The organism is Jeotgalibacillus proteolyticus (genome assembly GCF_002926065.1).
Taxonomy (GTDB): Bacteria; Bacillota; Bacilli; order Bacillales; family Jeotgalibacillaceae; genus Jeotgalibacillus; species Jeotgalibacillus proteolyticus.
On the sequence record NZ_PREZ01000002.1, the window covers coordinates 170,934 to 189,024 of the forward strand.

Sequence of the window (18,091 nt, forward strand, 5' to 3'; positions counted from 1 at the left end):
TTGGTCGAAAGCCTTTTTTACTATTCATTTTACACTTCTCGCCCATTTAATAAGCGGCCACTGAAGCAATACTCTTCCCCATAACAATAAAGGCATTGGTTTTGAACCTTTTTTTAAGGGCTTATTTTGCATTGCCATATAAATATTCGCCGGCCACACGAGTACTAGAAGCCATGTTAGTGCTTTTCCTGCCAGGCGGGTGAACTTGTTTAAAGCAAGCATGAGGCCAATGATGATTTCCACAATTCCCGATACCTGAACAATCAGCTTTTTTAACGGTAAAAACGGTGGAACAATTCTTTCAAACATTTTTGTTTTTTTAAAATGCATGATGCCTGCAAAAAGCATAAACAGCCCTGCAAGCCGCTTTATCCCATTCATTGCTTTCCCTCCTTAGTAAAAGAAGCCTCGCTCCGCTTAAACGGACGAGGCTTTCTGTGATCAATTTATGCTTTAGGTTCCATCCACTCTGTATGGAAAGTGCCTTCCTTATCCACTCGCTGATACGTATGAGCACCGAAGTAGTCACGCTGAGCCTGAATCAGGTTTGCAGGAAGCGTTTCTGTACGATAGCTGTCATAGTAAGCAAGCGCTGTTGAGAAGCCTGGGACCGGTACGCCGTTTTGAACCGCAAGAGAAATAACTTCACGAAGTGCAGATTGGTAAGATTCTACAATATCTTTAAAGTATTCATCAAGCATAAGATTGGTCAAAGCAGGCTCACGGTCATAAGCTTCTTTGATTTTTTGAAGGAATTGGGCGCGAATAATACAGCCGCCTCTGAAAATCATGGCAATATCGCCAAACTTCAAATCCCAGTTATATTCCTCTGAAGCTGCCTTCATTTGGGCAAAGCCCTGTGCATAAGAAGCGATTTTAGACATATAAAGTGCGCGTCTGATTGCTTCAATCACTTCTTTTTGTTCTTTTTGAGGCGCCACAGCATCCGGTCCGCTTAAGACCTTGCTTGCGTGTACACGCTCCTCTTTAATGGCAGAAATAAATCGTGCAAAAACAGACTCCGTAATAATCGGAAGCGGTGTTCCAAGATCAAGCGCACTTTGGCTTGTCCATTTGCCTGTTCCTTTTTGTCCTGCTTTATCTAATATAACGTCCACCATCGGCTTGCCGGTTTCAGCATCTTTCTTTTTAAAGATATCTGCAGTGATTTCAATCAGATAGCTGTCAAGCTCGCCTTTATTCCATTCTGCAAACACCTCATGCAGATCTTCTGCTGAGAGCCCCAGGACATTTTTCATAAGAAAGTAAGATTCGGCAATGAGCTGCATATCAGCATACTCAATGCCATTATGGACCATTTTCACATAATGGCCGGCGCCATCTGGACCAATATAGGTGCTGCAGGCTTCGCCGTTTACTTTTGCTGAAATTTTTTCAAAGATTGGAGCTACAAGCTCATAAGCTTCCTTTTGTCCCCCAGGCATAATAGAAGGTCCTGTTAGAGCTCCTTCTTCTCCGCCGGAAACACCGGTCCCGATGAAGTGGACGCCGTGCTCGCTCAATTCTTTGTTTCTGCGAATCGTATCCTGATAGAAAGTGTTTCCTCCATCAATTAATATATCGCCTTTATCAAGCAGCGGCAGAAGACTGTTAATCGTTGCATCCGTTGCTGCACCTGCTTTAACCATCAATAAAATTTTGCGGGGAGACTCAAGTGAATCAACGAACTCCTGCAGACTGTATGTACCAAAAATCTGTTTACCCTCTGACTCTGAAAGCATGTCGTCTACTTTTTCAGAAGAGCGATTATAAACCGCTACTGAAAATCCTCTGCTTTCAATATTCCATGCCAGGTTCTTCCCCATTACTGCAAGACCTACGACACCTATTTGTTGTTTTGACATAGCTAAACGTCCTTTCTATTAAAAAATTCGCATGCTCTAATGTGAAACAGCATAATAATCATTCCTTATTGTAACACTATTTTAGCGAAAGGCGAAAATAATGCTTTTATTTATGATCCCGTAAAAAATCCTTGCTGAAACTTGTTTCTGCAGAGGGAAAAGCAGTGGGTCCGGCGTTTGGAATTCCCCTGTTTAGTTTGCCTGTGCCATAGCGTTTATTGATTTCTTCAAGCACCCGGTCAATCGGCTCGTGCCTGGCGTCTTCCTCAAAGGTAAATAGATCGAGCTGCTTTACTGCCTGTCTTTTCTCCACCAGCTCCTGTACTGTTACGCCGAGCAGTCTTACCGGGGTGCCGTCCCAATGGGCAAGCAATAATCCTTTAGCAACTGAAAGAATCTCCTCTTCGCCGTCCACCGGCGTCTTTAAGGTGCAGCTTCTTGTGATTGTTTTTCTATCTTTAAAGCGGATCATAATGGAAACTCCATATCCAAGCATCGCTTTAGACTTTAAACGTCCGCTGACCTTTTTGGAAAGCTTAAGCAAGACACCAATCAGCTCAGACTGATTCGTAACATCAGCTGGGAGGGTAGTTGAATTTCCAACACTTTTAAAATCATAAATACTGTCCGGATCTACCTTTCTTTCATCTAGTCCATTTGCTCTGTCTTTCAGCCTTCTTCCATTTATCCCGAGGAGCGCTTTGAGCTGAATATCCTCACCCAAAGCGAGGTCCCCGATAATGTTTATGCCGATCCCCTTTAGCTTTTCGGCGGTTTTTGCTCCAACCCCATGCATAGCTTCAACCGGCATTGGCCACATGATTTGCGGTACATCTCTTTTTCTGAGCACCGTAATCCCCATGGGCTTTTTCATATCAGAAGCCATTTTCGCAAGAAATTTATTTGGCGCAACTCCGATACTGCAAGGGAGATCAAGCTCTCTTAAAATTCGGTCCTGAATCGTTTTGATTACCTCGATTGGCGATTCCCCCTCAAGCTCTGTTAAATCCATATATCCTTCATCAATGGATACAGGCTCCACCTGGGAGGTATAGGACCTTAATATATCAAACATCGCTTTTGAGGCCTGACGGTACCGTTCGAAATTTGGACGGAGTACAAGCAGAGATGGACATAGCTTTTTTGCTTCCCATAAAGGCATCGTTGTTTTGACACCATAAGCCCGTGCTTCATAGCTGCAGGTAACCACAATGCCTCTTCTTTCCTCAGGGTCGCCTGCAATGGCTATCGGCTTTCCTTTTAATGAAGCATCATGAGCAGCCTCTACTGAAGCATAAAAGCTATTCATATCAACATGCAGAATAATTCTTCCACTCTTTTTCATATCCCGACCCTCCTTTTTCCATTGTACCTGAAAAACCATCAGTCATAAACTAAGGAGCATCCATCATCATGGACACTCCTTAGTTTAATACTATTATTTTTTTGCAACTTCCATTACGATGGCGATTAAGAGCTCTGTCAGCTTATTAAGCTCTGCAACAGGCATTTTTTCATTTTTAGTATGGATTTCTTCATACCCGACAGCAAGATTCACAGTCGGAACACCCATTCCTGCAATAACATTGGCGTCGCTTCCGCCGCCGCTGGTCAGAAGTGCTGATGGTCTGCCAATTGCTTTTACAGCATTAAGGGCAATCTGCACTACCTCATCCTGTTCCTCAAATTTAAATCCTGGGTACATGATGTTAACATCCACATCGGCTCTTCCGCCCATTTCCTCTGCAGCTTTTTCAAACGCTTCCTTCATTTTTTTCACTTGAGCTTCCATTTTTTCAGGAACAAGTGAACGTGCCTCAGCTAACACATCCACACGGTCACAGACGATATTAGTCGCACTTCCGCCCTCAAAACGGCCAATATTAGCTGTTGTTTCTTCATCAATGCGGCCAAGCGGCATTGATGCGATGGTTTTTGAAGCGATGGTGATAGCAGAAATCCCTTTTTCAGGTGCAACGCCTGCATGAGCTGTTTTACCATGGATGACTGCTTTTACCTTCGCCTGAGTTGGCGCTGCGACAATGATATTCCCTACATCCCCGTCACTGTCTACAGCGAAGCCGAATTTTGCTTTTACATAGGAAGGATCGAGCGCTTTAGCACCAACAAGTCCGGATTCTTCTCCTGCTGTAATGATAAACTGGATCGTTCCATGCTCAAGGTTTTGCTCTTTAAGCTGACGGATCATTTCAAGCATAGCTGCAATCCCGGCTTTATCGTCGGCGCCTAGGATCGTTGTACCATCCGAATGGATATAGCCATCATCCTTCAAAACAGGCTTAATTCCCTTACCGGGTGTTACAGTATCCATGTGGGAGGTGAAGTAAATCGGATCAGCATTTTCTTTTGTGCCTTCAAGCGTACAGATTAAATTATTTGCTCCGTGGCCAGTTTGAGCCATTGAGCTGTCTTCTTCAACAGCTACTCCCAATGAACCGAATTTTTCTTTAAGCACCATAGCAATTTGTGCCTCATGCTTTGTTTCTGAATCTACTTGAACAAGCTCCATAAATTCCTCAACTAATCTTTTTTCATTAATCATTATTTGGCCCCTCCATTTATGTAGTCACGGGGATAAGTATAGCGAAAAAAGGATTGAGACTCAAAGCAAAGGCTATAACGGAATATTGCCATGCTTTTTCTTCGGACGGTCTTCCTTTTTATTTCTCATCATATCAAGCGCCTGGATCAGTTTAATTCTCGTCTCTCTTGGGTCAATCACATCGTCCACCATGCCTCTTGCTGCTGCAACATAAGGATTGGCAAATTTCTCACGGTATTCCTCAATTTTTTTCGCTCTTGTTTCTTCAGGGTTTTCACTTTGAGCAATTTCTTTTGCAAAAATAATATTTGCTGCTCCCTGAGGACCCATTACGGCAATTTCTGCATTTGGCCAGGCGAATACAAGGTCAGCACCAATAGATTTACTATTTAAGGCTACATAAGCCCCGCCGTAGGCTTTTCGTAAAATAACCGTCATTTTCGGCACTGTCGCCTCAGAATAAGCGTACAGAATCTTTGCTCCGTGACGGATAATCCCTCCGTGCTCCTGCTTGATGCCCGGGAAAAAGCCTGTTACATCTTCAAATGTAATTAACGGGATATTAAAAGAATCACAAAAGCGGATAAACCGGGACGCTTTATCGCTTGAATCAATATCAAGCCCCCCTGCCATTACCTTTGGCTGATTGCATACAAGACCGACTACTTCCCCTTTAATTCGGGCTAGTCCAATGACGATATTGCGCGCGAATTCTTTTTGAACTTCCATAAATGAACCTTCATCTACTACCTGCTGCACCACAACACGCACATCATAAGGTCTGATTGGATCAAAGGGAATCGCATCTGCTAAATCCGGTCTGTCATCAGATGCATCGTCTGCCTTGAGGACAGGAGGTTTTTCTTCATTGGACTGCGGCAGATAGCTTAACAGCTGCCTCACCTGGTCAAGTGTTTCTTTTTCCGTTTGGGCTCTAAAATGGGCATTCCCGGAAATGGAGTTATGTATTTTAGAGCCGCCAAGGTCCTCAGAGGAAATCTGTTCTCCGGTTACCGTCTCAATTACCTTCGGACCTGTAATAAACATCTGGCTTGTTTTATCCACCATAAAAACAAAATCGGTGATAGCAGGGGAATATACTGCACCTCCTGCACACGGTCCCATTATGACGGAAATCTGCGGAACAACTCCTGAATAGATGGCATTGCGGTAAAAGATATGACCATAGCCATCGAGCGACACGACACCTTCTTGTATACGCGCACCTCCGGAATCATTGAGACCGATAAAAGGAGCACCATTTTTAGCAGCAAGATCCATCACATGCGCAATTTTTTCGGCATGCATTTCACCCAAAGCTCCGCCAAAAACCGTAAAATCCTGGGAAAATAAGTAGATAGGCCGGCCATTTACTTTTCCGTACCCGGTAACAACCCCATCACCGGACCCTTTTACTCCCTCCATGCCAAAATCAGAGGAACGATGTTCAATAAATGGATTCAGCTCCATAAATGTCCCTTCATCGAGCAGTAAGTCGATTCTTTCTCTTGCAGTCAATTTTCCTTTTTCATGCTGGCGGTCGATCCGTTCATCCCCTCCGCCGAGCTCCACTTCTCTTCTTCTATCATATAGCTCATTTATCTTTTCAAACATATCACTCATTGCTGGACGCTCCTTTACTTCTTGTATGGTCACAAACTTCATAAAGGACACCGTGAGCCTGAGCAGGATGCAAGAAGGCTACATCTGCTCCGCCCGCCCCCGGTCTTGGTTCATCTGATATAAACCGTATTCCTTTTTCCTTTAACTCACTAATTCTCTCTTCAATTCCGACTACATTAAACGCCACATGATGAATTCCCTGACCTTTTCTTGCAATAAACTTTGCAATAGGTGAGTTATCATGAAGAGCCTCTAACAGCTCAAGTTTTAAATTTCCCGCATCAAGAAAAGCAACTTTTACGCCCTGTTCTTCCACGGTTTCTTCTCTTAATAGAGTAAGCGCTAACATTTCAGTGTAAAAAGGCAATGACTCCGCTATTGATTTAACCGCTATTCCGATATGATCAACCTTTTTCATCTCTACCATCCCTTCAATCCAAAACTCTGCTATTCTATTGTACCGATAACTTACAGCCTTGACTACCCGCTTGCGATTTTACAGCAAGGAAGGTAAAATAAATGTACAATGCCTGTTAATAAGGAGAGAGTGTACTTGCGTAACCGCACATTCCGTAAAATAATTGTTTATGTCATGATCTTTGCCATGCTTGCATCTACTTTGGCAATTGGCTTATCCGTCATTCTTTAAAATTAAAGTGAAAACAGCCTTCTTGCTGGCAAGAAGGCTGTTTTTTTATTTATACATCTGCTTTTTTTCTCAGTGCGGAGCAGATCGCAGCCGTTACTTCTTCAGTAGAAGACGTACCACCTATATCTGGGGTTTTAATCCCCTCCCCGGTTACCTCTTCACACGCTTCAAGAATTGCAGCCCCAAGCTCCGGAAGGCCCAGATGATCAAGCATCATCGACGCGGTCCATACCTGACCCAGGGGATTTGCTTTTCCCTGCCCTGCAATGTCTGGAGCAGAGCCATGAACAGGCTCAAACATAGAGGGATATTTACCCTCTGGATTCAAATTGGCAGAAGGAGCAATTCCGATGCTCCCCATAATTGCACCGCCAAGGTCTGTTAAGATATCTCCAAATAAATTCGAAGCCACAATAACATCAAACGTTTCCGGCTTGGTTACGAGAAAGGCAGAAAGTGCATCAATATGAACCGACCGGGTTTCAACGTCAGGATATTCAGCGGCTACTTCGTTGAAAATACGATCCCAAAACGGCATAGAATGAACAATGCCATTGGATTTTGTCGCACTGGTTACCTTTGACCCTCTCTTTTTTGCCAGTTTAAAAGCATACCTTATTGCTCTTTCTGTCGCTTTCCTTGTGAAAATTCCATTTTGAACAGCGATTTCATCCGGGCCGTTATGAATAACACCGCCAGCCTCACTGTATTCCCCTTCACTGTTTTCCCGCACCACGATAAAATTAAAATCATTTGGGGAATGCAGAGGGGAATCAATGCCCCTCAGCACTCTGGCAGGTCTTACATTCAGGGAAAGTTCAAGCTCACGCCGTATTTTTATCAGCATTCCCCATAGAGAAATATGATCGGGTACAAGCTTTGGATTTCCGACTGCTCCGAGAAAAACAGTATCAAATTCTTTTAACTGCCTAATGCCATCCTCCGGCATCATTAATCCATTTTCTACATAATAGTCAGATCCCCATGGAAAATTTGTAAAATCGAATACTACTCCTCCATGAATCTCAGCTGCCGTTTGCAAAACGTCCTGAGCAGCTGACATTACTTCAAGGCCGATGCCGTCACCAGGGAGACAGGCGATACGAAAATTCTTCATTAATCATTCTTCCTTCCGGTTCATTATCTGAATTCATCCGGGAAAATAGTTAAGTCAATGCCAAACACAACAGGCAGCAGTAAATAGACAGCTGCAGTTATTAATAAGACACAGAAAATATTAACCCAAAATCCGTTTTTAACCATTTCAATAATCTTTAGTTTTCCTGTTGCAAATATAATGGCATTTGGCGGTGTTCCAACCGGCAGCATGAATGCACAGTTGGCAGCCATTGCGGCTGGAACCATCAGTGCGTATGGGTGAACATTAATCGCCAGAGCAAGTGATGCAAGAACAGGCAAAATCATCGTAGCTGTAGCTGTATTTGAAGTGATTTCTGTTAAGAAAAGGACAAGTGCTGCGGTTATTAAAATCATCAGGATAAAATTGACGCCTTCAAGAATGGTGAGCTGCTCGCCAATCCAGGTAGCAAGACCGGTTTCCCTAAATCCTGCAGCAATCGCAAGACCTCCTCCAAATAACAGAAGAATGCCCCAAGGAATGTCTTTTGCAACCGTCCAGTCCAAAATTCTGCCGATTTTTTTCTTAGATGGAATTAAAAATAGAATTACACCGGCGGTAATAGCAATCATCGTATCGTTAATACCCGGAATGACAAAAAAGTTTTCATTTTCCCATAGGAAAGTTCTCGTAATCCACATAAATGCAGCAAATACAAATACACAAAGGACTGCAACCTCTTCATAGGAAATGACTCCAAGCTTTCTCTTCTCGCTTTGAATAAGCTCTTTTCCTCCAGGCAGCTGCTTCAGCTTAATCGGGTGGGCAATTTTTGTTAAATAAAGCCAGGTGGATAGAAGCAGCACCACGACAACCGGGGCTGCATACAAAAGCCACATGGCAAATGAAATCTGAATGCCGTAAAGCTCATTCACAATACCTGCCAGCAATAGATTCGGCGGAGTCCCGATTAATGTCCCAAGACCGCCAATCGTACCTGCATACCCTACACTGAATAATAAAGCCTTTGAGAATTTTTCTTCCTCCAATGAATAATCCTTGGGTGAATTTTTAAGACTTTGAGAGACCTGATACGTAATGGCTGTTGCAATCGGCACCATCATCATAACGGCAGCTGTATTGGACACCCACATAGATAAAAAGCCCGTTGCAATCATAAAGCCTAAAATAATATTGTTGGTCGATGTTCCGACTACAGAAATGATATTTAAAGCAATCCTTTTATGCAGACCCCATCTTTCCATTGCGAGCGCGATCATGAATCCCCCAAGAAAGAGAAATACAATCGGGTCGCCGTAGCTTGAGGTAACCGTTGAACCGTCAAGAGCGCCGGTCAGCGGCAGCAGGATAATCGGGAGCAGTGACGCTGCAGGAATTGGAATCGCTTCTGTAATCCACCAGGTTGCAACCCACAGCGTGGTAGCCAGTACCATTTGGCCTTCCCTGCTTAAGGTCTCAGGAGTAAAAAGTAGAATCGTTAATAAGAATAATAGCGGTCCAAGGATTAACCCTGTAAGCTGTGCCCGACTATAGCTTTGTGTGTTTTCAGGCTTGTTTCCATTGGATGAGGCAGGGCTTTCAGAAGGTGATTCCTGCGTTTGTGCTTGCTTTGTACCCGGATCATGTACATCCGTCTTTGAAAAAAATAATAGATTTTTTGTTTTTCGATGTGACCGCCATAGAGCGTCCACCATTGTTTGATACGTCATTCCCATTTCCCCCCTTTAAATTTAAAACGCTTACATTTATAATAGGTTTATAACTGTCGACTGTCGACAGCTACTCTTTATAGAATACAAACCTTACAACTCTACGTCAATCATTAATTCAACATTTCGACAATTTAACGATTAAAAATCACTAGATTATTTATCTTAGAATTTTTTGTCCATAGAGAGGGGAACCATGCATGAGCCTGCCCATTGAGAAACGAAAATCTATTCATTATCAGCTATATCAAATAATAAAAGAACGTATAATTAGAGGGACGTATAATCCCGGTGAAAGATTATATGAAGCCAAGCTTGCAAGAGAGCTTAATATAAGCAGGAGCCCTGTCAGAGAAGCGCTGCGTCTGCTTGAAAATGAAGGACTTTTGATTCAGGACGAACAATCCCGGATTTTTGTCTATGAGCCATCTTCTGTCGATGTAGAACATATTTATCAATGCAGGCAGGTCCTTGAATCCTTAGCAGCTTCACTTGCCGCTGAAAATGCTTCAGATAAGGAATTAAACGAAATTCTTGATACAGCTCTTCATTCACAAATGACCGTCGATGAAGATTGTGAGGAAAATAAATATAAGCTTATTGAATTAAACAGCCATTATCATGACCTAATTATCCAGTACAGTAAAAATCCCAGACTTAAAAAACAGGTAAACAGCTTGAGGACCCTTACCTTTTTTTACAGAAGATTAAATGTGGATGACCCCAGAAGAAGAAAACAGATCGTTGAACAGCATATTGAGATCGCCCATGCTATAGCTGCGAGGGATAAAGATAAAGCAGCTTCTCTTATGAATGCACATATCCGTACTGATATGGAGTTTTTAATCGGTTTTCTGAAATAACAAAAAAGATCCCCAGGGATCTTTTTTATTATCAATAACCACCTATTTATGATTCAGCCAACTCATTTTTTTGAGGTAGTCCCCTAAAGGATTGCTTAAGCTGAAGGTACTCTTCCATTTCGCGAATAAATTGATAAAGCGCTGCCCTCGTTTCAAATTCTTCCCTATTTTTGGGCATTTCCATTTCTTCGAATATCAGTTTCATTTCATACAGTTTTTTTATATAAAGAATGGCTGTATTCCCCGGGTGGATATTTTCACTAAGGTCCTCTACAAAGGATGCAATCATTTTTCGCTGCTCCACTGAAGAAGATAAAGAAGAAATAAGCGGCAGCATGCGTTCAATCAATTCGAACTGTTTTTGTCTCATAGTGAAATAAAGGTAATAAAGGTTTTCATTTCGTAAAAAATGATTTTCGACATCCTGGAACGCAAGGGTTTTTGCTTCTTTTATCAGATCATGTGTTTCTGTAATTTCTTTACCGTCCCAGCTGCTGTTTTCATCATGAAGATACGCAGCAATTTGAACAAAAATCGTATGAAAGTTTTCCTCGATTTTTTCCTGAAAACGTAAAAGTTTCGTTTCTACACTTGGCATATAAAGATTCATAATGAGCGCAATCCCAACACCGATTACAAGGAGCAGCAGCTCGTTTAGAAGTGTACCGGCAGTTACATGCCCGTCCATAAAAATGTGAAGAATAATGACACTGCTTGTCACGATTCCTTCTTTAACATTCAGCCTTACTGTTGCCGGGATAAAAAACAAAAGCATAATCCCAATCACAATAGGATGATAGCCGAGCAGTTCAAAGAAGAATGCTGAAAATGCCATAGCTAGAACACAGGCTGCAAAACGGCTCCACGAGGCATGTACTGATTTTCTTTTTGTGTTTTGTATACATAATATTGTTATGATCCCCGCAGAAGCGAAATTATCAAGCCCGATCGATTGAGCAATCATAATAGCAATAGCCGTTCCAATGGCAGTTTTTAGTGTGCGGTATCCAATTCGAAACATAGCGTAATTCCCTTCAGCGTTCTTTATATTTGTTCAATGCCCTTAATCTTTCTTTGAAGGATACCCTGTTTAAAGCACTTTTTGCAAGAATTCTTTCGCCCGCTTACTTCCGGGCGCTGCAAAAAAAGAAGTCGGCTCCCCTTCTTCCACAAGCCTGCCCTCATCCATGAAGATCACCCTGTCGGCTACCTCTCGTGCAAAACCCATCTCATGCGTAACAATGACCATCGTCATTCCTGTTTTTGCAAGATCCTTCATAACATCAAGCACTTCTTTAACCATTTCAGGATCAAGAGCGGAGGTTGGCTCGTCAAATAGCATGACCGAGGGCTTCATTCCCAGAGCTCTTGCAATCGCGACACGCTGCTTTTGCCCGCCGGACAAACGGTTTGGGTATTCATGTGCTTTATCCCCCAGGCCAACTTTAGCTAAAAGTTCCGTGCCGTAGTCCCTCGCTGCTTTTTTATCCATATTTCTGACTTTTTTGGGTGCATAGATTACATTTTCAAGTGCAGTCATATGGGGAAATAAATGAAAATGCTGAAACACCATTCCCACTTCCGAGCGTAGCTTTAAGGGGTTAAATCTTGGGGCTGTAATATCTTCACCGTTAATGGTGATTTTCCCTGAGGTAGGGGTCTCAAGCAGGTTTAAGCATCTTAAAAAGGTGGACTTGCCTGAGCCGGATGGACCAATGACCACCACAACCTCTCCTTCTGCTACTTCTGCTGTTATTTCCTTCAGCACCTGTACCTCTTTAAACGATTTATATAAGTCTTTTACTACGATCAATTTCTTTTCCACCCTCCCGTTTCACTATCCGATCCAATTTGTATCACTATTCAAAAGAAAAAACGTATGCTGCTGCATACGTTTTTTGATCAGCTTAAACCTCTTCACAGTGAACTTCAAATAGTCCCTGCAAATTAGTAATGACAGACATTGGATCATGTCCTTCAATTTCATGACGTTCCACCATGGATAGGATTTTTCCATCTTTTAAAAGCGCGAATGAAGGCGACGAAGGTGGATAACCTTCGAAATAGCTTCGTGCTTTAGCTGTTGCTTCTTTATCCTGTCCGGCAAATACAGTTACAAGACGGTCAGGTCTTTTATCGTAATGAATGGAGTGTGCTGCTGCAGGACGGGCAATTCCTCCGGCACAGCCGCAAACAGAATTAACCATCACAAGTGTTGTTCCTTTTGCTTCAATCGCAGCCTCTACTTCTTCCGGCGTTTTCAGCTGCTCGTAGCCTGCTGCTTCAATCTCTTCACGCGCTTGACGTACAACATCGTTCATAAAAATATTAAAATCCATACTCATTAGCCGTCTCTCCTTTAGATGGTTATCTGCTTTTATAATAGTAGATATCAGCTGGTGAATCAACTAATTGAAACTTTTTTAAAAACAATGGTTTAGCTCTTGATTAAATGGGTAGAATAATAAAGAATCTAGCTTTAACCCCAAAACTCCCTAGATGATTGGATGGTTTCCTAACGGAAGCCATCCCCTTTTTTTATGAAAACAATTTAGCCGCCGCTTCTGTCGGCAATAGTTTACCCCTAAGCACTTCTTCTTTTAATATAGCCAGCTGATCTTTTCTTCCTTCTTTTTGTATAAATTCTTCATATAATCGATCCATAATCATTTGCTCCATCCAGTCCAGCGCCTGGGATGACCGCCTGTTTTCAAAAGCACCGCTTTCCTTTGTTTCTTTTACAAAACGATTAATAACATTCCAAACTTCTTCAATTCCTTCTCCGGTAAAGGCTGAAGCAGCATAAGCAGAAGGGTTCCATCCCGGAGTGGCAGGCTTTAAATAATGTAAAAGCCCGCGATAATCCCCTCTCGCAGTAAGAGCTTTGTCCCTGTTATCACCGTCTGCCTTATTAATAACAATCGCATCTACAAGCTCAAGGATGCCCCTTTTCATGCCTTGAAGATCGTCTCCACCTCCGGTTAAAGCTAGAAGTAAAAAGAAGTCGACCATTCCCCTAACCATGCCTTCGCTTTGTCCGACTCCTACGGTTTCTACTATTATCACATCATAGCCAGCCGCTTCACAAAGTAATATCGTTTCTCTGGTCATTCGATGAACGCCGCCGAGCGTCCCGGCAGCAGGTGAAGGCCTGACAAAGACATCCGGGTGATGGGAAAGCTGCTCCATTCTCGTTTTATCACCAAGGATACTGCCCCCTGAGAGTGATGAGCTCGGGTCAATCGCTAAAACAGCGATTTTCATCTGCTGTTTAATCAGTAGTTTACCGAACGCTTCGATCCAGGTGCTTTTTCCTGCTCCGGGCACTCCTGTAATTCCAATTCTTATGCTGCTTCCTGTGTAGGGAAGAATGCCCTGTACGAGTTCCTGTGCTTTTTGTCGATGATGATGTGCTTTGCTTTCAACAAGCGTAATGGATTGGGCAAGAGCTTTTCTGTTGCCTTCTCTTAAAGACGACACAAGCGCCTCTATAGAAAGCTCTTCCTGCTGTTTCTTTTTAAATACCCGTTTTCCACGTTGGCCATTTTGGTTGGATTCAGACATTTTGCTCCACTTCCTCATAGCCTAAGCGCCGGTAAATCTCTTCAATCACTTTCTCTGCAGCAACCGGAATCACTGTACCAGGTCCAAAAATCGCCGTAGCCCCATTTTCGAGAAGGAACGGATAGTCCTGTGCAGGAATCACTCCCCCGATCACGACTACAATATCGTCTCTTCCCCATTTTTTCAGTTCTTTAATTAATGCGGGCAGAAGCGTTTTATGACCGGCAGCAAGGGAGCTTACCCCGATTACATGAACATCATTTTCGACCGCCTGGGTTGCGGTTTCTTCAGGAGTTTGAAATAAAGGACCGATATCTACATCAAAGCCTAAATCGGCAAAAGCAGTTGCAATGACCTTTGCACCGCGATCATGCCCGTCCTGGCCCATTTTGGCAATGAGAATTCTCGGGCGTCTTCCCTCTGCTTCAAGAAATTCTCCAGTCAATTCTTTTACGCGGTCGATTTCCTCACTTTGCGCAAAAGACTGACTGTAAACACCACTGATGGACCTTATAACAGCGCGATGACGGCCGTGAACCTTTTCGATCGCATCAGAAATTTCTCCTATTGTCGCCCGCACTCTTGCTGCATTAACCGCTAGCTCGAGCAGATTGCCATCCCCTGCTTGCACCCCTTGTGTCAGTGCATCCAGTTTTTCAGTTACAAGGGATTCGTCCCGCTCCTCCCTTACCTTTTTAATTCGTTTAATCTGGTTTTTTAATACTGTTTCGTTATCAATGGACAGGATATCAATCGATTCCTCCTGCTCTAGACGAAACTTGTTAACACCTATAATAACCTCAGATCCTGAATCAATTTTGGCCTGGCGTTTTGCTGCTGCTTCTTCAATTTTCATTTTAGGGAATCCTGTCTCAATAGCCTTGGTCATCCCTCCAAGAGACTCGATTTCTTCGATATGCTTCCACGCTTTCGTCATGAGCTCACCTGTTAATGCTTCTACATAGTAAGACCCTCCCCACGGGTCAATAACAGATGTAACACCGGCTTCTTCCTGCAGGAACAGCTGGGTATTCCTTGCGATTCGGGCAGAGAAGTCGGTAGGCAGCGCAATAGCCTCGTCAAGGGCGTTAGTATGAAGCGATTGTGTATGTCCCATGGCGGCAGCATGCGCTTCAATTAGTGTGCGCATTACATTGTTATAGGGATCCTGCTCCGTCAAAGACCAGCCCGAGGTTTGAGAATGGGTTCTCAGCGCAAGAGATTTTGGGTTTTGGGGGTTAAAATCCTTCAGTAAAACCGCCCACATACGTCGTGCCGCACGCATTTTTGCAACCTCCATAAAATAGTTCATGCCAATTCCCCAAAAGAATGACAGGCGCGGCGCAAATTGATCAATATTAATCCCGGCTGTAAGACCGGTGCGAATATATTCCAACCCGTCTGCAAGTGTGTAGGCAAGCTCGAGGTCTGCAGGTGCTCCCGCCTCCTGCATATGATAGCCGGAAATACTGATTGAATTAAATTTTGGCATTTTAGAAGCGGTGTAGGAGAAGATATCTGCAATAATCTTCATTGATACTTCCGGCGGATAGATATATGTGTTTCTTACCATATATTCTTTTAAAATATCATTTTGAATGGTTCCTGAAAGCTTTTCAGGGGGCACACCCTGCTCTTCTGCGGCGATAATGTAAAAGGCCATAATCGGCAGGACAGCTCCATTCATCGTCATGGAAACAGACATTTGATCAAGCGGGATCCCGTCGAATAAAATTTTCATATCTTCTACTGAATCAATTGCAACACCTGCTTTTCCAACATCTCCGGTTACGCGCGGGTGATCTGAATCATAGCCCCTGTGCGTTGCGAGATCAAAGGCAACAGACAAACCCTTTTGCCCCATTTCCAGATTCCTTCGGTAAAAGGCATTGCTTTCTTCAGCGGTTGAAAAGCCCGCATATTGCCTTACTGTCCATGGACGGTTCACATACATACTCGGATATGGCCCACGTGTAAACGGGGGAAGCCCTGGCAAATCGTTTACATGCTTTAACGATGCAATATCTTTTTTTGAATAATATGCTTTAACAGGGATCTCTTCATTTGTTTGGGCTGGATTCCCGGCAGGCGTACGTACCTGCTTCAATGTTTTCCAGTTGAATGGATACTTATGAAATAACGGCTTCATTGTGACTTCACCTCTTTAAGCTGCCTTATTATTGAAGTAAGAAATTCAATCATGTCTTTTCCTTCGAATAAAGTATCTGTTAAGCCTGTGCTCCTCCACTCTTCCGCTAATGAATCCTCTACTTTGCCTGCAATATAAATGGATTGATAAGGCTTTTTCTTTAAAACCAAGTCACCCGCATATTGACTGTAAGCTTCATTTGTTCCACAAATAATCTGTACAGGAGAATCTCCAGCCTGACTCAGGACTGATGATTTTAACCCGGCGGTATTTAAAATACCTACGATAAAATCAACTCTAGGTTTATAGTCTTTCAGCTGACCAAGAGCAACAATTTCCACTGGAGGCAGGCTTTCCAGCTCTCCTTCATGCTGAAGCACAGATACGATCGCTTCCCACTGCTCTCCGGTTGAGTGAGCTGTTAAACGCTTGTTATTCTCAGGTTTGTTTTGAAGCTTTGATCGATCGGGCATGATATTTTTTTGAGCTGAAGCATAACGGTTGGTTCCTACAATGGTCACCTTTCGCACAGCGCTGTCCTTAACTCGCTGCTCCCAGACCTGTTGGATTTGTTCTTGAAGAATTCCCGTAGCAAGGACTTCTTCAATACCTCCTTTTTCTTCTATTGCTAAAAAGGAGCTCCAGGACTCTTCTGCAAGCTGTTTTGAAATCGTCTCAATATAGTAGGATCCTCCACCAGGGTCGGCTATTCCTTTTAAAAAAGTTTCTTCTTTCAATATGAGTTGAATATTACGGGCAATTCTAGACCCTAAAGCAGAAGGAGCTCCTAATGGGGAGTCAAACGGTTCTACGTGTAAATAGTTTACGCCTCCCAAGGCTGCAGCAAAAGCCTCGTTTCCAGACCGCAAAATATTTACATGGGCATCCTGAACGGTTTTTGTAAAGGCTGAGCTTTCACTGCCTAATGAGACCGGCAAATCCCCTACATTGTAACAGGATATAAAATGACTCCATAAAGCTCTAAACGCCCTTAATTTTGCTACTTCAAGAAAGAAATTTCCCCCTGCAGGAAATTGAATATGCATTTTTTCTACTATGTCTTCCACTTTCCAGCCTTCCTGGGCAAAATGGTTAATAATCCAGGAAGCTTGGGCTAATGCTGCTGAGAGCTCCTGTATCGCATTGGCCCCTGCATTATGATAAGGAATGGTAGAGATAACAAGACTTTTTAAAGAAGGCTGACAGTGGGAGAGCTCAGTAACGGTTAAAACCCACCGTTCTTTTGTCTCCTTAGAAATTGCCTCTCCGCTGGCAGCGTGATCAGAAAGCAGGTCGTAGCCAAAAATTCCTTCAATAACGGTTTCGTTCCGGAGCGCGGTTAAAAAGGGAAGGAAGCTCTCGACTGTTTGTTTGCTGTGAAAAAACAAATGCGGCTTTTCTTGTAAGGAAAGCAGAGCGTTGATCTGCTCCTGAGACCAGTTTTTTTCCCCGCACTTCTTTATAGATATAACTTCAGTTCCTTTTTTCAGTTCTTCTTTGACCTGCTGAATTGCTTCATCAATTGAAGCCGCTTTTACCTGCTGGGAAATCAGCCAGTCATTATTTTCAGCCCACCAGCGGGAGGGATGCAGATCATCACCTTCGGGCCGCACTGTGTAAAGAGGCTGTAGCGTGATTCCTTCATAGGTTTTTGTATGTAAATCTTCAAGCGTTTTTCCTTTTAGTGACGACTCTAAGAGCTGCTGCCACTGTTCAAATGTATAGTCTTCAAAGCTGTTTTTCACATCTTCTTTCATCATATTGCTGCTAAGCAGCTTCCCCCCCTTTATGTAATCGTTTTCAACTCTTTGTTTTTATTCTAGTATAAAGCTTCATTAGATGAAAGTCTTACAGGACAAATAAAAACCGCGAATCTTTTGAGATTCCCGGTTTTGGTCATATTTGCTACAACAGGCAGGGGCTCGAGTCATAAGTCATCCCGCCCAATAGGCAAAAAGCGCCTATCTGTGCGGGCTGCCTTATGCTTTTCGCCCCTAAACGCCTGCT

The 18,091-nt window shown here is 43.2% G+C and carries 16 protein-coding genes; 2 read left to right on the forward strand and 14 right to left on the reverse strand.

Annotated elements, in window-relative coordinates:
* Positions 1 to 24 precede the first annotated feature (24 nt).
* From C4B60_RS04535 to mce, 6 genes are all read right to left on the reverse strand, one after another.
* Positions 25 to 381 (reverse strand): DoxX family protein, encoded by a 357-nt coding sequence (locus C4B60_RS04535; protein ID WP_104056827.1) that lies wholly within the window; start codon positions 379 to 381, stop codon positions 25 to 27.
* A gap of 65 nt (positions 382 to 446) precedes the next feature.
* Entirely contained in the window at positions 447 to 1,865 is a 1,419-nt protein-coding gene (gndA, locus tag C4B60_RS04540; protein ID WP_104056828.1) for an NADP-dependent phosphogluconate dehydrogenase, read from the reverse strand.
* A gap of 106 nt (positions 1,866 to 1,971) precedes the next feature.
* Positions 1,972 to 3,210, reverse strand: a complete 1,239-nt coding sequence (locus tag C4B60_RS04545) for a DNA polymerase IV (protein WP_104056829.1) — start codon at positions 3,208 to 3,210, stop codon at positions 1,972 to 1,974.
* 93 nt (positions 3,211 to 3,303) lie between these two features.
* On the reverse strand, positions 3,304 to 4,428 hold the full coding sequence (locus C4B60_RS04550) for a M20/M25/M40 family metallo-hydrolase (protein ID WP_104056830.1): 1,125 nt from the start codon (positions 4,426 to 4,428) through the stop codon (positions 3,304 to 3,306).
* 72 nt (positions 4,429 to 4,500) lie between these two features.
* Positions 4,501 to 6,051, reverse strand: coding sequence for an acyl-CoA carboxylase subunit beta (locus tag C4B60_RS04555; protein WP_104056831.1), 1,551 nt, complete (start codon positions 6,049 to 6,051; stop codon positions 4,501 to 4,503).
* On the reverse strand, positions 6,044 to 6,469 hold the full coding sequence (mce, locus tag C4B60_RS04560) for a methylmalonyl-CoA epimerase (RefSeq protein ID WP_104056832.1): 426 nt from the start codon (positions 6,467 to 6,469) through the stop codon (positions 6,044 to 6,046). Before mce ends, C4B60_RS04555 begins: the two co-directional genes overlap by 8 nt.
* A 129-nt stretch (positions 6,470 to 6,598) precedes the next feature.
* Here mce and prli42 point away from each other — a divergent pair, with 129 nt between their 5' ends.
* Positions 6,599 to 6,700 (forward strand): stressosome-associated protein Prli42, encoded by a 102-nt coding sequence (prli42, locus tag C4B60_RS21360; protein ID WP_342365030.1) that lies wholly within the window; start codon positions 6,599 to 6,601, stop codon positions 6,698 to 6,700.
* Between the two features lie 49 nt (positions 6,701 to 6,749).
* On the opposite strand, the gene C4B60_RS04565 is transcribed toward prli42, so the two are convergent.
* Together C4B60_RS04565 and C4B60_RS04570 are read right to left on the reverse strand one after the other, a co-directional pair.
* Positions 6,750 to 7,817 carry a tartrate dehydrogenase gene (locus C4B60_RS04565; RefSeq protein ID WP_104056833.1) on the reverse strand — a complete coding sequence of 356 codons (1,068 nt, stop codon included), beginning with the start codon at positions 7,815 to 7,817 and terminating at the stop codon, positions 6,750 to 6,752.
* Positions 7,818 to 7,840: 23 nt separating this feature from the next.
* On the reverse strand, positions 7,841 to 9,514 hold the full coding sequence (locus C4B60_RS04570) for an SLC13 family permease (RefSeq protein WP_209020058.1): 1,674 nt from the start codon (positions 9,512 to 9,514) through the stop codon (positions 7,841 to 7,843).
* Positions 9,515 to 9,708: 194 nt separating this feature from the next.
* Between C4B60_RS04570 and C4B60_RS04575 the strand changes: the two genes are divergently transcribed.
* Complete coding sequence (locus C4B60_RS04575) at positions 9,709 to 10,371, forward strand: GntR family transcriptional regulator (protein ID WP_104056835.1); 663 nt, start codon at positions 9,709 to 9,711, stop codon at positions 10,369 to 10,371.
* Positions 10,372 to 10,417: 46 nt separating this feature from the next.
* Here C4B60_RS04575 and C4B60_RS04580 read toward each other — a convergent pair whose 3' ends face one another.
* The 6 genes from C4B60_RS04580 to C4B60_RS04605 all read right to left on the reverse strand — a co-directional run bounded on the left by C4B60_RS04580 (position 10,418) and on the right by C4B60_RS04605 (position 17,841).
* Complete coding sequence (locus tag C4B60_RS04580) at positions 10,418 to 11,392, reverse strand: aromatic acid exporter family protein (protein ID WP_104056836.1); 975 nt, start codon at positions 11,390 to 11,392, stop codon at positions 10,418 to 10,420.
* A gap of 69 nt (positions 11,393 to 11,461) precedes the next feature.
* Complete coding sequence (locus tag C4B60_RS04585) at positions 11,462 to 12,184, reverse strand: amino acid ABC transporter ATP-binding protein (protein ID WP_104056837.1); 723 nt, start codon at positions 12,182 to 12,184, stop codon at positions 11,462 to 11,464.
* Positions 12,185 to 12,278: 94 nt separating this feature from the next.
* Entirely contained in the window at positions 12,279 to 12,716 is a 438-nt protein-coding gene (locus C4B60_RS04590) for a BrxA/BrxB family bacilliredoxin (RefSeq protein WP_104056838.1), read from the reverse strand.
* A gap of 193 nt (positions 12,717 to 12,909) precedes the next feature.
* Positions 12,910 to 13,935 carry a methylmalonyl Co-A mutase-associated GTPase MeaB gene (gene meaB, locus C4B60_RS04595; RefSeq protein WP_245153871.1) on the reverse strand — a complete coding sequence of 342 codons (1,026 nt, stop codon included), beginning with the start codon at positions 13,933 to 13,935 and terminating at the stop codon, positions 12,910 to 12,912.
* Positions 13,928 to 16,084, reverse strand: coding sequence for a methylmalonyl-CoA mutase (gene scpA / locus C4B60_RS04600; RefSeq protein ID WP_104056840.1), 2,157 nt, complete (start codon positions 16,082 to 16,084; stop codon positions 13,928 to 13,930). The genes meaB and scpA overlap by 8 nt, the downstream gene beginning before the upstream one ends.
* Positions 16,081 to 17,841 carry a methylmalonyl-CoA mutase family protein gene (locus tag C4B60_RS04605; RefSeq protein WP_209020059.1) on the reverse strand — a complete coding sequence of 587 codons (1,761 nt, stop codon included), beginning with the start codon at positions 17,839 to 17,841 and terminating at the stop codon, positions 16,081 to 16,083. Before C4B60_RS04605 ends, scpA begins: the two co-directional genes overlap by 4 nt.
* Positions 17,842 to 18,091: the final 250 nt, after the last annotated feature.

Bases quoted from the DNA above. Each gene is read 5' to 3' on its own strand.
- C4B60_RS04570 (WP_209020058.1), bottom strand. From the start codon at position 9,514: ATGGGAATGACGTATCAAACAATGGTGGACGCTCTATGGCGGTCACAT.
- gndA (WP_104056828.1), bottom strand. From the start codon at position 1,865: ATGTCAAAACAACAAATAGGTGTCGTAGGTCTTGCAGTAATGGGGAAG.
- C4B60_RS04555 (WP_104056831.1), bottom strand. From the start codon at position 6,051: ATGAGTGATATGTTTGAAAAGATAAATGAGCTATATGATAGAAGAAGA.
- C4B60_RS04535 (WP_104056827.1), bottom strand. From the start codon at position 381: ATGAATGGGATAAAGCGGCTTGCAGGGCTGTTTATGCTTTTTGCAGGC.
- C4B60_RS04590 (WP_104056838.1), bottom strand. From the start codon at position 12,716: ATGAGTATGGATTTTAATATTTTTATGAACGATGTTGTACGTCAAGCG.
- C4B60_RS04550 (WP_104056830.1), bottom strand. From the start codon at position 4,428: ATGATTAATGAAAAAAGATTAGTTGAGGAATTTATGGAGCTTGTTCAA.
- scpA (WP_104056840.1), bottom strand. From the start codon at position 16,084: ATGAAGCCGTTATTTCATAAGTATCCATTCAACTGGAAAACATTGAAG.
- C4B60_RS04580 (WP_104056836.1), bottom strand. From the start codon at position 11,392: ATGTTTCGAATTGGATACCGCACACTAAAAACTGCCATTGGAACGGCT.
- mce (WP_104056832.1), bottom strand. From the start codon at position 6,469: ATGAAAAAGGTTGATCATATCGGAATAGCGGTTAAATCAATAGCGGAG.
- C4B60_RS04575 (WP_104056835.1), top strand. From the start codon at position 9,709: ATGAGCCTGCCCATTGAGAAACGAAAATCTATTCATTATCAGCTATAT.
- C4B60_RS04605 (WP_209020059.1), bottom strand. From the start codon at position 17,841: ATGAAAGAAGATGTGAAAAACAGCTTTGAAGACTATACATTTGAACAG.
- meaB (WP_245153871.1), bottom strand. From the start codon at position 13,935: ATGTCTGAATCCAACCAAAATGGCCAACGTGGAAAACGGGTATTTAAA.
- C4B60_RS04565 (WP_104056833.1), bottom strand. From the start codon at position 7,817: ATGAAGAATTTTCGTATCGCCTGTCTCCCTGGTGACGGCATCGGCCTT.
- C4B60_RS04545 (WP_104056829.1), bottom strand. From the start codon at position 3,210: ATGAAAAAGAGTGGAAGAATTATTCTGCATGTTGATATGAATAGCTTT.